Origin of the sequence: Polaribacter sp. SA4-12 (assembly GCF_002163675.1) — a bacterium.
In the GTDB taxonomy this organism is placed as follows: Bacteria; Bacteroidota; Bacteroidia; order Flavobacteriales; family Flavobacteriaceae; genus Polaribacter.
The window spans coordinates 1355820-1369982 of sequence record NZ_CP019334.1; the positions used below are offsets into that span (position 1 = coordinate 1355820).

Consider the following 14163-nt stretch of genomic DNA (forward strand, 5'->3'; position numbering starts at 1 on the left):
AAAACATAAAACCCGCTCGTTTGAGTGGTTTTTTTTTATTACAATCCCACAAGTAAACTGCTCTATATCAAGGTACAAGCATCCTATTTTTATTTCAAGTACTTCTACCTGTTAAATACTTATCTTTAAAAGGTAGTTTTGGTATAAAATAAATAGATTTATGAAAACTCAAATTAGCAAAGAACAAAGAGTAACTTTTTCCCTATCAATGTTATCTAGTATTAGTTCTAATTATGACCCAACACAAACATCAGAAACTATTGAAGAATGGACAAAAAAGAAAACACAAGAAATTCTAACTGACCCGAGAATAATTTCAGATATAGGTGAATGGAAAATTGTTTGGGGACCTCAAGTTGCTACTGGTTTAAAAGGGATTTCAAAAAACTCTATGTTTATTGCCAACTCTGTAGATGATCCAACAAAATATATTATTGCTATTGCAGGCACCAACCCTAAATCATTATATGATTGGAAAGTTGAAGATTGTGCTGTTGAAGCTGATGAAATGGTTGCATGGAATAAAATAACTCTAAATAAAGACAGTACTAATTATGGTAAAATATCAAAAGGAACTTATTCTGGGATAAATATTTTATTTAATATGAAAGATACTTCCACAGGTAAAAGCTTTATAGAGTTTATTAGCCCACTTTTAAACCAAAAAAATTCTATAAAAGTTACTGGTCATAGTTTAGGTGGTGCTTTATCACCTTCTATTGCATTATATATTAATGATGAATTTTCAAATCCTGCTTCTATAAATTATAATCCTAATTATGCTAGTAATGTTTCTTGTATGTCTACAGCTGGTCCAACACCTGGTGACGCCGTTTTTGCAGAACATTACAATGAAATAATGGCTACAGATTCAGTAAGATTTTGGAATACAAGTGATATTGTTCCTCATGCTTGGAAAGATTCTTTACTTAAGAAAATACCAAGCATATATGTTCCTTTTGGAATAGAAAAGACTCCTTTTATTACCAATGTTACACAACGTGCCTTAACAAAATCTCAAGGAGGTGAATACACACAATTGTTAGGTGATGGAAGTCCTTTAGATCATGAATATATTAAGGTAGATAATAGCTTAGATCCTTATAAACAATTTTTAGCAGAAGCTGCACAACAACATACAACAGCTTATAATGAATTGTTTCAAATAACCGATTATATGACAAAAGTAATACAAGAAAAAACAGGAAGTACTAAATAAATTAGCTTTAAACATAAGAAAACCCGATCAATAGATCGGGTTTTTATATTTTATAAAAAGATTCGAAATTAAAACTAAGTCAAATCACAATACCAAAAACTTGTATCGTGGCTTGCATCTTCTTTTTTAGCTTGATAACAATTGTCATCATCATTGTCATGCAAAGTGTATGAACGAAGCGTTTTTTCGCCTACAGTAAAATCAATTGGATTCTTAAAAATAGGCCCATCAAAAACAAAGGTGTGAAACTCACCATTTTCCCCACAAACATCTACATTTTCTGGTAAGTCTTTTATAAATTGTTCATCTATAACCCTACCTACAAACTCCTCGCCTAACAACTTTGCATTTACACAAACAGTAATTGCTTTAAAACCTAAGTCTAAAAATTCTTGTAATATTTCTTTTGTATCTCTTTTCCAAAGCGGATACACGCCTTTAATATTTACTTCTGCTAATTTGGTTTCTCTGTATGCTTTTAAATCTTCCAGAAAAATATCACCAAAAATAGTATGAGAATATTCTTTTTCAACCAAAGAATCCATGGCTTCTTTCATGATTTCAGAATACAAACTCATGGTAACATCCGCAGGAAACTCAATCGTTTTTAAGTTGATTCCAATAGATTCAGCTTGCTTAAATAACAACTCATTTCTAAGACCATGCATAGAAACTCTATTAAAATCTTTGTTTACAGTGGTGACTAATAAATCTACATTATAATCAGCATCTTGTAAAATTTTATAAAGTGCCAATGCAGAATCCTTACCAGAACTCCAATTAAAATACGTTTTTTTCATAACAACAATTTGTATAAAAAAATCCTACTTAAAGCAGGATTTTTAATTATTTATTTTCTTTTCTGATTTAAAGGAATTGGCTTTTCTTGTTTCACAACTGGCGTTCCATATAAATCGTAATCTCCAGCTTCATGAATCTCAATATCGATAAACTCACCTACTTTAATATAATGTTCTTTAGCATCTACAATAACATCATTATCTACATCTGGTGAATCAGATTCTGTTCTTCCGTAGAAAAACTCTCCGTCCTTTCTATCAAACAAGCATCTAAAAGTCTTACCTACTTTTGCTTGATTCAATTCCCAAGAAATTTGAGATTGAATTTCCATAATTTCATTTACTCTCTGAAACTTAACTTCTGCAGGTACATCATCTTCTAAAACATACGCTCCAGTATTTTCTTCATGAGAATATTCGAAAGCGCCCATACGTTCAAAACGCATTTCTTCTACCCAATCTTTTAATTCTTGAAACATTTCTTCTGTTTCTCCAGGATACCCAACAATTAGCGTAGTTCTAATTGCCATTTCTGGCACTGTTTCTCTAAATTTATGAATTAACGCAGTCGTTTTCTCATGCGTTGTACCACGTTTCATAGATTTTAACAACTCAGTATTAATGTGTTGTAAAGGAATATCTAAATAGTTACATACTTTAGGCTCACGCTTCATCACTTCTAAAACATCCATTGGAAAACCTGTAGGAAAAGCATAATGCATACGAATCCATTCAATTCCTTCAACCTTTGCCAACGCTTCAAGTAAATCTGCTAGAGACCTTTTCTTGTAAATATCTAATCCGTAATACGTTAAATCTTGTGCGATTAACATTACTTCTTTAATTCCTTTTGCTGCTAATTTTGTTGCTTCAGTAACAATATCTTCAATCGGAGTAGAAACATGTTTCCCTCTCATTAAAGGAATTGCACAAAATGAACAAGGTCTATCACAACCTTCTGCAATTTTTAAATATGCATAATGTTTTGGTGTTGTTGTTAAACGCTCACCAATTAATTCGTGCTTATAATCTGCTTCTAATGCTTGTAATAAGTTTGGTAAATCGTGCGTACCAAAATACTGATCTACGTTTGTAATCTCTTTTTCTAAATCTGGTTTATAACGTTCACTTAAACAACCAGAAACAAAAACTTTATCAATTTCACCTGCTTCTTTTCTTTTCGCATAATGCAAAATAGTATCAATAGATTCTTCTTTTGCTTTACCAATAAATCCACAAGTATTGATTACAACAATGTTACCATCATCTTCTGGATCTTCATGAACCACCTCTTTTCCATTGGCTTTTAATTGTCCCATTAAAACTTCTGAATCGTAAATGTTCTTAGAACAACCTAAAGTAACAACGTTAATTTTATTTTTTTTGATGGTTTTTGTACGCATGATATAGTGTTTTAAGCGGATGCAAAAATAGTTCTTTTAAAATGAATAAAAATTATTTCTATTGATAGTTTTCAGGCATTTTTCTTGCTTTGGTTAATTGTTCAAAGGCATAACCAATTTCTAATAATTTTCTTTCAGAAAAAGGTTGCCCAATAAAAGTTAAACTTACTGGTTCTCCAGACTCCTTATATCCCATAGGAACCGTTAATGTTGGGTGTTTTGACACAGCTGCAATACCAGAATGATAATTATTAATCGACAAAATTGCGTCTAGTTTATCGTTCTTTAAAGCTTGTAAATATTTTTCTCCTTCTAATTTTAAAGTAACTTTTACAATTTCTAGTTGTTCTAATGTTGTTGAATCTTTTACAATCCCGTCAAACAATTGTTGGCCATAAGGCGCTCTTAAAATAGAATCTTTTTTATTAAAATCAATAATATCACTTACACTTTTTAGATGAATAGCTGTATCTGTATTGTTTGATAAATACTTAGGCAAATCGTGTTTCATATCAATATTTAATAATGTAAGAAAACCATCAAAAGTAATTTCTGGCGGTGTAATTTCAACTATTTCTGCTCCGGCTTTTTTTATTTTTTCAATGGTAGAAGCATAAATAGAGTCTGTTAATAAAGGTTTTAAAACTCCTATTCTCGTTTTTACAAAATTAAATTCATAGGCATCAAATAGATTAAAATCATATTTATTTTTTATTGATTTAGAATCCTCTTTATCATAACCTAACATTGCATCTAAAAAAATGGCATTATCTATAACGTTTTTTGTCATTGGCCCTGGAGTATCTAATGTTGAAGAAATTGGAACAATACCACTTCTACTTAAAACACCAATTGTTGGTTTTAAACCCACAACTGAATTCTGACTTGAAGGTGATGTTATAGAACCTGATGTTTCTGTACCAACAGCAGCTACAGCATAATTAGTTGCCACTGCAACGCCACTTCCTGCAGAACTGCCTCCTGTTTCAAATATTTTTCTTCCATATGGATTTAAGGTTTGGCCACCAATAGCAGAATATCCTAAAGGACAACCAGAACAGAAAAAATAGGCCCATTCACTTAAATTAACTTTCCCTAGAATTAAGGCGCCATTTTCTTTTAGCTTTTTTACGATAAAAGCATCTTCTGTATTCTTATTTTCTGCTAAAGCAATTGCTCCTGCAGTTGTAGGCATTTCTTTGGTATTAATATTATCTTTTAACAAAATTGGCATTCCGTACACTGAATAATCAGACGATAACTCCTTTAAATTTTTATCTTTTTCTCTTGCTTCTATAACAACATTCGGGTTCAATGCAATAATGGCATTTAAAGATTTAATGCTATCGCTTTCAAATTTTCTAATTCTATATAAATAAAAAAGTGTGAGTTTCTCATACGAAAGCTTTCCTTTTTTTATACTTTTTTGAAGCGTAGGAATATCTTGTTCTAAAATTAAAGGCTTTAAGCTCGTATAACTTTCTTCTGAAAAAGAAGCTAAATCTTTTTCAAAAGGCTTAAAAACGGCATTCATATCTAAATACTTAGACTGAATTAATTTAAATTGCATTCTAACCTTTTCATGATCTTGCTGCATTTCTAATGCTGAAGTTTCATCATATTTTTTAAAAAAAACGGTTGCTTTTTTCTCATTACAAGCCATTAAAAAGAAAAGCGAACACCCTAATAAAAGTAATTTTTTCATTATATTCCATTTAGTATCCAAATATAATGTTTTAAACCTTTTGCAAAAAGAGAAGTCTTAAGCTACATAATATCTTATAAATGAATTCAACCAAAGTCTATTCGTTATTACTTTTATTTTTATTCACGTTTTCTTTTTGCTCAAAAAAAGATGTTGATTCAGATATGCTTGATGAAAACCTAACAGAGGAGACTTATTTTCCGCCATTAAATTCTTCGGAATGGGAAACAAAATCAATAGCAGCTTTAAATTGGAATGAAAATCAATTGCAACCTTTACTCGATTTTCTAGAAGAAAAAAACACCAAAAGTTTTATGATTCTTTACAACGGTAAAATTGTGGTTGAAGAATATTTTAACAATCATACCGCTACCGCTTCTTGGTATTGGGCAAGTGCAGGTAAAACATTAACAGCAACCGTTTCTGGCATTGCACAAGATGAAAACTTATTGAATATAAATGATAAAGTTTCTGATTATTTAGGAACTGGTTGGACAAGCACTTCTCTTGAAAAAGAAAACCAAATTACCTGTAAAAACCTATTATCGATGACTTCTGGTTTAGATGATAGTTTGGGTGATGACGTTTCTCCTGAAAACTTAAAATACGTTGCAGACGCAGAAAATCGTTGGGCATATCATAATGTATATGTAAAAATGCAAGATGTTGTTGCAAACGCAAGCAAAACCACTTTTACAAATTATTTTAACACCAAGTTAAAAGACAAAATAGGAATGTCTGGTCTTTGGACAAATGTTAACGATTTAAGTGTTTATTGGAGCAACACAAGAAGTATGGCACGTTTTGGTTTGTTAATTTCTGCGGATGGAAAATGGGAAGACACACAAATTGTTTCTGAATCTTTTTTAAACGAAGCAACAAATACCTCTCAAACTATTAATAAAGCGTATGGTTATTTGTGGTGGTTAAACGGAAAAGAGAGCTATCATTTACCTGCAACACAAGCTCAATTTAATGGTAAATTAATACCAAATGCACCTAATGATCTTTTTGCTGCTTTGGGTAAAAACGACCAAAAAATATATGTTGTTCCTTCTAAAAAATTAGTAATTATTAGAATGGGAGCATCTGCTGAAAATTCCAATTTTGCATTGTCTAATTTTGATGATGATTTATGGGCGAAAATAAATGCGGTAATTGATTAGAAACACGGTATAAAAGTGGCTTAAAAACCCTTTAAAAACACACACTATAACTACCTATAAAACAATTACTTATAAGTACCGGAATTACATACTGATGAAATACATGTCCGATGCTGATGAGATGTGAGTTGCATACTGATGCGATAAAAGTTTCGTCCGCATACAATTTTGAGGGCTCTTAGAAAACATAATAAATGCCCTTTTTATTTGTGTTTAAAATAATTGTCTTTAAATACTTCTTGCTCAAGTATTTTCATTAGATTTATGGGGTTAATTCTTCTATATGCTATGAAAGAATTCATAAACACATTTAAAATAAACACATAATTTTCTTATACTTAGTAAGAGGAGTTTATTGTTGATTTATTTAGTAGCAAGAAAGAACTTGGCTAATTTCTGATATATAGCATTATAAACGTTTGCATATTAGAATTAAGTAATTAAACTGAAACGATAAAGAATGACAATAAAAGAAGCTATTTTACAAAGTTTAAGTGATCTAAAAAGCTTGACAATTTCAAATCAAGTTTGTAAACATATAATTAAAAATAATTACTATGATTTTGGAGATGCAAAAACGCCTCCAGCAACAGTTTCCGCTTTATTAGGAGATTTTATAAGAAATGGAGATTCTCGCGTAAAAAGAGTCAAAGGAAAAAACGGAACATTTTCATATTATTTAACAAAAAACGAACCTGAAATAGGAATTGAAGTTCTGACTCAAATTGAACCTACAGTAAAAAGGATAAATAAACAGAATTCATACGCCGAAAGAGATTTACATTTATTGTTAAGTACATATTTGAAAAGTAATAATGTTTATTCCAAAACAATATTTCATGAACAATCGAAAAATAGTAGGGATAATCATCAAAAATGGATTCATCCAGATTTAGTTGGAATAAGTTTTTTAAACCTTCAATCAAAAGCAAGTCAAACACTTTTAAAAGCTGTCAATAGAGCTGATATTTTTAAAATCACATCATATGAGGTTAAAAAAGAAATAAACACTGATTATGAACTAAAAAAAACATTCTTTCAAGCGGTATCAAATTCAAGTTGGGCAAATTATGGTTATTTAGTTGCATTTGAAATTGCAGATAGTTTAAATGAAGAAATGGAAAGATTAAATCAATCTTTTGGAATTGGAATAATCGAATTAAAACATAACCCATATGAAAGTAAAATACTCTTCCCTTCAAAATATAAAGAATTAGATTTTAAGACAATTGACAAGCTTTGTAAAATAAATTCAGATTTTGAAAAATTCATTATTCAAACTGAAAAACTTTTAACTGCTAATGAAAAATACACAGAATCAACAGAAAAAGAACTTGATGGATTTTGTGACGATTATTTTAAAAACGATTCTGAAATTGAAAAATATTGCAAAGAAAAGAATATTCCAAATGAATAAAAAATTACAGCTAACAGTATAAAATTAATTCCTAATAAAAGCCAATTTTATGAACAAAAAACAAGCTAATTGTTTCAATAAAAGAACAAAGTTCTGAAATAATTATAGGAATGAAAAAACATTAACCGCACTTAATAATTTGAATAAAAAACTTGTTATATAACGAGTTGCCATTCATTGGCGGAACGCACTCAAAACTGAAACAAAAATTGAACGAAAAATGAAAAAATTTTATTTTATATATTTCATAATCATTTCGAGTATTGCACTTATGATTTATAATATTTCTGAACTTGATTTTAATAATTTAAAAAAAGGACCTTTTGCGGGAATTGTTTCAAATGTGCTTTTGATTTTAGCAATGTTAATTACAATTAGAGATATAAAGAAAAAAGAAAATAAATAATCAGAATTTTAGCAAGTTTCGGAATTGTTTACTCAATCGGAATTGAAAAAATATTGCGGAATAAAATGCAAACCAAATTTACTCAAATGCAGAAAATCGGGAAATCGGGAAATCGAATTTTGTTGAAATAATAACAATCTGAAAACAAATAAAATGAAAAAATATTTTAAAAAAGTTTTAATAATAGTTGTTGTGCTGTTTTTAATAGAAATAAGTTACTATTTTTTTAAAGGAACTTTTTTTCCATTTACTTAAAACTAACATAAATATTAATTGAGAATATAAGAATTTGATACTAAACGAATTTACTCAAACGTAGAAAATAGTAAAACGAAATTTTGCGGAATAATAACAAACTGAAAAAACAACGAAATGGCAACACCGTGTATAAAAAATTGCTAAGTTAGTGCTTTACCAAAGGTAGTTACATTTTTGCACACTTTGATTTTCCGGTGGAAAATCCTCGCGCACAAAACCGCAACTTTCCATAACACAAATACGTTGTACCTCATTAAATCCAAACTATGCTAATAGATGACCTTTTAAAAAAAATTGACATTAATGATGGACACAGAGGACATTACACATTTGAAACATTCATACTTAATCTTCTAAAAGTACATCTTGAAAAAACAAACAAACCTTTTATATCTCAACCGAGAAGAATTGGATTTGATGCATACGCACCACTAGGAATCGAAGAAATAATAGATGCAACACAAATTGAAATAAAATTTAATTTAGAAAGAATTTCACCACTTCGATTAATTGACCATATAATTCGTGTTCAATCGAAAATACAGGAAAAAGAACCTTTCTCTAATTTATTATTTATAACATCTAGCCCAATATCAGCGAAATTCAGGGATTTTCTTACTCGTCGTTTTAAGGAACACAAGCTATCATTCAAAATATTTTTTTGGGGTCCAGAAGAAATTAATAAAATTGTCGCTAAAAACAGAAAAGAAGCTAATAAAATTGCGAATAACCTTTTTTCATTAAGAATCGAATCTGCTGTAGTTCAAAGTTCTAAAGACTGGAAGAAAGAACGTCAAGAAAAAATTGAATTATTAAATAGATTATATAAAAAGGGACAATTCTCTTTCTTTTTAGGAGCAGGCGTTTCAAGTAGCGCAGGAATGCCAGATTGGAATACATTACTAAACTCTCTCTTTGTAACTTACTTGACGAATGAATTCGATAACGAATCAAAAATTATGGATTCTGACATTAATCAAATTGTGAATAGACTAAATGAAATTGATGAGCCTTCAGCTTTAATGGCTGCAAGATATTTAAGAAAAGGCTTAGATAATAGAAACACAGAATCTGAGGAGTTTACAAAAACAATAACGAAAAATCTTTACAAACTGCGAGATGAAAATAAAAGACTTGACTCAGAGTTAATAAAGTCAATTGTGGAAATGTGTATGCCACTAAGAACAGGTGCAAAAATTAAATCAGTAGTAACTTATAATTTTGACGACCTTATAGAAAGACAGTTAGAATCTCAATCCATTCAACATCACAGTATATATACTGACAATGATTTCATTGACCCTGATGAATTACCTGTTTTTCACGTTCACGGATTTTTACCTAAAAAAACAGAAACTTATGAATCATTAGACAAAAGCACTTTAGTTTTTTCAGAGGAAGGATATCACTTAATTTATTCAGATTCCTATCATTGGTCTAATTTAGTTCAACTATCAAATTTGAGAGATAATAATTGTCTAATGGTTGGCTTATCAATGACAGATCCTAATTTGAGAAGACTACTAGACATTGCATCGAGAAATAGTGACAAAACACGTCACTTTGCATTTATGAAACGTCTTACTGTTGATAGTTTTACTCATATCAAAGAAAAGCAAGTAATTGACAATATTGATGGAGCTAAAAAATTCTTAGATAGACACCATAACCTAAATGAGGAAATTATGAGAGAATTAGGTGTTTCTATAATTTGGTATACCGATTACGATGAAATACCTAAAATGTTGAGAGAAATTAAAAAATAACGAGGTACAACAACGTTATAAAAACCAATGATTTAGACGGAATTGCCGAACAAAAACTAATTTCGGTAACAAAAAACAAGTTAATTGTTTCAATAAAAGAACAAGGTTCTGAAATGATTATGGGAATGAAAAAACATTAACAACACACAATAACTTGAATAAAAAATTGCTTTATAACACGTTGCCATTCACTGCAAAACGAACTCAAAACCAAATAAAATGAGGAAATTAATAACAAATAGAAACTTGATAATTGTGAATTTTGGAATTGTATCTTACTTTATACTCATTTGGCTAATTAAGATTTATAAAATTGATTCTGTTTTAATCGGAGTTTTTAGAGAAATGTTGACAATACCATTTCTTCTTGCTCAAATTGTCTTTTTAGTAATCGGAATAAAATATTTAATAAAAAATAAAAGAAATTTAATCACAACATTTAGTGTTTTAGCATTAGCTATTTGTACAGTGATTACAATCGGAAGTTTCTTTTAAAACAAAATATTGTACGGAATTTAGCAAGTTGCGGAATTATTCACTCAATCTGAATTGAAAAAGTTTTCGGATTGAAACGCAGACTGAAATTACTCAAATGTTGAAAATTGAAAAACTAGAAATTAGAAAACGTATTAAAACTCAATTCCGAAAAGAACAAAATAGAAATCTTTTAATAGGGATTATTTCTTTAATAATTACACTTGCACTTTCTTACTCTATCTGTTTTTATTTCATATCAAACCAAAAAAAGACAAGCTTAAGCTGCATTTAATTATCTACTAGTTCTTGCCAACCTGTAAAAATTCTCATCAATTTTAAACATAAAAAAACTCCTTTTACAATTTGTAAAAGGAGTTTTTAGTTTTATATGAAATTTTAAAGTGCTACTTAAAAAAAGAATCTACAAACTCATGTTTGTTAAACACTTGTAAATCGTCTATTCCTTCTCCTACACCAATATATTTTACGGGTATTTTAAACTGATCTGAAATACCAATTACAACACCACCTTTTGCGGTACCATCTAATTTGGTAACTGCTAAAGAAGTTACTTCTGTTGCTAATGTAAACTGTTTTGCTTGTTCAAATGCGTTTTGTCCTGTAGAACCATCTAACACTAATAAAACATCGTGTGGAGAGTTGTCTACTACTTTCTGCATTACACGTTTAATTTTTGTCAACTCATTCATTAAATTAACCTTATTATGTAAACGACCTGCTGTATCTATAATAACAACATCTGCATTTTGTTTAACTGCAGAAGTTAACGTATCAAAAGCTACAGAAGCAGGATCAGAACCCATTTCTTGCTTTACAATTGGTACATCTGTTCTATCTGCCCAAACTTGTAATTGATCTATTGCTGCTGCTCTAAAAGTATCTGCTGCTCCTAAAACTACTTTTAAACCTTGTTTTTTAAACTGGCTTGCTAATTTACCAATAGTCGTTGTTTTACCAACACCATTTACACCAACAACCATTATTACATAAGGCATTTTATTGCCCTCTTTATCTACAGAAATATTTGGAACCGTAAATTCGGTTTCATTACCAAGATTGGTTTCAGACAATAAACCTGCAATTTCTTCACGAAGAATTTTATTCAGTTCATCTGTACCAACGTATTTATCTTTAGCAACTCTTGCTTCTATTCTATTAATAATTTTAAGAGTTGTATCTACACCAACATCAGAAGCTACTAAAATTTCTTCTAGATTATCTAAAACATCTTCATCTACTTTAGATTTACCTGCAACTGCTTTTGTTAATTTACCAAAGAAACTTTCTTTAGACTTTTCTAGTCCTTTGTCTAAGGTTTCCTTTTTCTCTTTTGAAAATATTTTTTTTAAAAAACTCATTTTTATTTTTTATGCTATACAACAGTACGTTAAAAAACGTGCCAATTGTTGGTTTTGGTCAAATTGTCATTAAGGTAATACCCAAAAATACATAATTATAAGACGCAAAAAAAACTACTTTCTAAATTAGAAAGTAGTTTTCAATATTTTATGTAGTAAAACTTACTTTTTAGCTAAAAAGTCGTTTACTTTTTCTGGTTGCATGATTGATTCTACAAAAGTGTAAGCTCCTGTTTTTGGAGATTTTATCATTTTGATAGCTTTACTTAATCTTTTTGAAGATGTCTGTAACGATGCTACTGTTTTCTTTGCCATTGTCTATGTTTTTTAATCTATGTGCTCTTTTCTGAGTTCTAGATAGTTTAATTATTTAATTTCTTTGTGAACAGTCATTTTCTTTAAGATAGAGTTGAATTTTTTAATTTCCATTCTATCTGGAGTGTTCTTTTTGTTTTTTGTTGTAATGTATCTAGATGTACCTCTTTCTCCTGAAGCTTTATGCTCCGTACATTCTAAAATTACCTGAACTCTGTTTCCTTTTTTTGCCATCTGTATAAAATTTTAAATCGCTTGAGCTTATTTAGTTAAAAATCCGTTAACTCTAGCTTCTTTTATAACTGCAGAAATACCTTTTCTGTTTATATTTTTTAAAGCTGATGCAGATACTTTTAAAGTAATCCATTTATCTTCTTCTGGAATGTAAAAACGCTTGGTCATTAGATTAGCGTCAAACTTTCTCTTGGTTCTATTTAAGGCATGAGAAACATTGTTCCCAACCATTGCTTTTTTTCCTGTTAATTCACAAACTCTAGACATCTTTTCGACAGTATTTATAGTGTTATCTCTAAACGAGGTGCAAATGTACAAATAATTCTAAATTTGAACAAAACAATTTCACATATTTTTAAAGAATTTCTTTTTGTAGAATTTCTAGTGATTTGCTTACGGTTCTATTGATAACCTTTTCTCTTGGTTGACCAAAATTAAATTCTTGTACTACCTCTTTAGTATCAGACACAAAAGCAATAAAAACAACGCCTACACTTTTATCTGTATCATCTGTTGTTGGTCCTGCATTACCAGTTACAGCAATTGCATAATCTGTTTGTAGCTTTTCTTTAACTCCTCTTGCCATTTCTAACGCTACTTCTTTACTAACAACGGTATGTTTTTTAATCGTTTCTGGTGAAACATTTAATTGATTCATCTTTGTTTCTGCAGAATAAGCTACAATACTCCCTTTATAATAAGCAGATGAACCTGCTACTGAAACTAAAGTAGCTGCAATCTGTCCGCCTGTTAAACTTTCTGCCGTAGAAATGGTCGTATTACTTTTCTTTAACAACTCACCGACTCTTTTCTCTAAAGAACTATCATCGTCTAAACCTGTAATTATTTCTGGTATTATTTTATAAACAGCATCCACTCTTTCATCTAACGCCTTTTCTAGAATTTCTTTGTTTTCGCCTTTGGCGGATAAACGCAGTCTAACTTTACCAAATGATGGCAAATAAGCTAACTTTATATAGGATGGTAAATTGTTTTCAAAATCTTCAATTCTTTCTGCAATCATACTTTCGCCTGCTCCATAAGTCATAATTGTTTTATGGATGATAAAAGGTAATTTAAATTGCTTCTGAATTCTTGGTAAAACTTGACTAGTAATTAAACCTTTCATTTCATAAGGAACTCCTGGTAGTGACACAAAGACAGTCTCGTTTTCATAAAACCACATTCCTGGTGCTGTACCAAAATCGTTTTGTAAATAAGTTGCTTTAGATGGTAGTTGCGCTTGTGTTCTTTGAATTTCTTTAAAAGGATGGTTTATCTTTTTAAAGAGTCCTTTTATATGATCTACAACTTCTGGATATTCTATAACCTCAACATCATTAAAAAACTTTGCAATTGTTTTTTTGGTGATATCATCTTTTGTAGGGCCTAAACCTCCAGTAATAATAACAATATCCACTCTTTCTTGCGCTTCTTTAAAAGCATTTAGAATGTGTTGTTCTTCATCTTGTATAGAAGTTACTTGATATACTGAAACTCCGATTTTATTCAATTGCTGACCAATAAATTGAGAATTTGTATCTACAATTTGACCAATTAAAATCTCATCTCCAATAGTGATTATTTCTGCTTGCATACTATATTATTATGCATACAA

At 29.8% G+C, this 14163-nt stretch carries 14 protein-coding genes; 6 read left to right on the forward strand and 8 right to left on the reverse strand.

Features of this window, described 5'->3' with window-relative positions; genetic code table 11:
• Positions 1-160: 160 nt before the first annotated feature.
• Positions 161-1219 carry a lipase family protein gene (locus BTO07_RS05780; protein ID WP_087520332.1) on the forward strand — a complete coding sequence of 353 codons (1059 nt, stop codon included), beginning with the start codon at positions 161-163 and terminating at the stop codon, positions 1217-1219.
• 74 nt (positions 1220-1293) lie between these two features.
• Here BTO07_RS05780 and BTO07_RS05785 read toward each other — a convergent pair whose 3' ends face one another.
• Genes BTO07_RS05785 through BTO07_RS05795 form a run of 3 tightly spaced genes read right to left on the reverse strand, consistent with a single transcriptional unit; the run spans position 1294 to position 5127 of the window.
• The gene (locus tag BTO07_RS05785) at positions 1294-2019 is read right to left on the reverse strand and encodes a diphthine--ammonia ligase (RefSeq protein ID WP_087520333.1); all 726 of its coding nucleotides are present in this window, start codon (positions 2017-2019) and stop codon (positions 1294-1296) included.
• A 50-nt stretch (positions 2020-2069) separates the two neighbouring features.
• Complete coding sequence (gene rimO / locus BTO07_RS05790) at positions 2070-3422, reverse strand: 30S ribosomal protein S12 methylthiotransferase RimO (RefSeq protein WP_087520334.1); 1353 nt, start codon at positions 3420-3422, stop codon at positions 2070-2072.
• A 58-nt stretch (positions 3423-3480) separates the two neighbouring features.
• Positions 3481-5127, reverse strand: a complete 1647-nt coding sequence (locus tag BTO07_RS05795) for an amidase family protein (protein WP_087522562.1) — start codon at positions 5125-5127, stop codon at positions 3481-3483.
• Positions 5128-5207: 80 nt separating this feature from the next.
• On the opposite strand from BTO07_RS05795, the gene BTO07_RS05800 reads away from it, so the two are divergent.
• From BTO07_RS05800 to BTO07_RS05815, 5 genes are all read left to right on the forward strand, one after another.
• Positions 5208-6293: a serine hydrolase domain-containing protein gene (locus BTO07_RS05800; protein ID WP_087520335.1), complete on the forward strand. Its 1086-nt coding sequence runs from the start codon at positions 5208-5210 to the stop codon at positions 6291-6293.
• 460 nt (positions 6294-6753) lie between these two features.
• Entirely contained in the window at positions 6754-7710 is a 957-nt protein-coding gene (locus tag BTO07_RS05805) for a hypothetical protein (protein WP_087520336.1), read from the forward strand.
• A 220-nt stretch (positions 7711-7930) separates the two neighbouring features.
• On the forward strand, positions 7931-8116 hold the full coding sequence (locus BTO07_RS17290; RefSeq protein WP_157663296.1) for a hypothetical protein: 186 nt from the start codon (positions 7931-7933) through the stop codon (positions 8114-8116).
• Positions 8117-8640: 524 nt separating this feature from the next.
• Positions 8641-10140 (forward strand): SIR2 family protein, encoded by a 1500-nt coding sequence (locus BTO07_RS05810; RefSeq protein WP_087520337.1) that lies wholly within the window; start codon positions 8641-8643, stop codon positions 10138-10140.
• A 219-nt stretch (positions 10141-10359) separates the two neighbouring features.
• Positions 10360-10635 (forward strand): hypothetical protein, encoded by a 276-nt coding sequence (locus BTO07_RS05815; protein ID WP_087520338.1) that lies wholly within the window; start codon positions 10360-10362, stop codon positions 10633-10635.
• 386 nt (positions 10636-11021) lie between these two features.
• Here the strand turns inward: BTO07_RS05815 and ftsY are convergent, their stop codons facing one another.
• The 5 genes from ftsY to BTO07_RS05840 all read right to left on the reverse strand — a co-directional run bounded on the left by ftsY (position 11022) and on the right by BTO07_RS05840 (position 14142).
• Positions 11022-11996, reverse strand: a complete 975-nt coding sequence (gene ftsY, locus BTO07_RS05820; protein WP_087520339.1) for a signal recognition particle-docking protein FtsY — start codon at positions 11994-11996, stop codon at positions 11022-11024.
• 162 nt (positions 11997-12158) lie between these two features.
• A complete protein-coding gene (locus tag BTO07_RS05825) occupies positions 12159-12311 on the reverse strand; it encodes a DUF4295 domain-containing protein (protein ID WP_087520340.1) in 153 nt (50 codons plus the stop codon).
• Positions 12312-12362: 51 nt separating this feature from the next.
• Positions 12363-12545, reverse strand: coding sequence for a 50S ribosomal protein L33 (rpmG, locus tag BTO07_RS05830; RefSeq protein ID WP_036785601.1), 183 nt, complete (start codon positions 12543-12545; stop codon positions 12363-12365).
• A 27-nt stretch (positions 12546-12572) separates the two neighbouring features.
• Positions 12573-12812: a 50S ribosomal protein L28 gene (gene rpmB / locus BTO07_RS05835; protein ID WP_087520341.1), complete on the reverse strand. Its 240-nt coding sequence runs from the start codon at positions 12810-12812 to the stop codon at positions 12573-12575.
• 88 nt (positions 12813-12900) lie between these two features.
• Positions 12901-14142, reverse strand: a complete 1242-nt coding sequence (locus BTO07_RS05840) for a competence/damage-inducible protein A (protein WP_087520342.1) — start codon at positions 14140-14142, stop codon at positions 12901-12903.
• Between the last annotated feature and the right edge of the window lie 21 nt (positions 14143-14163).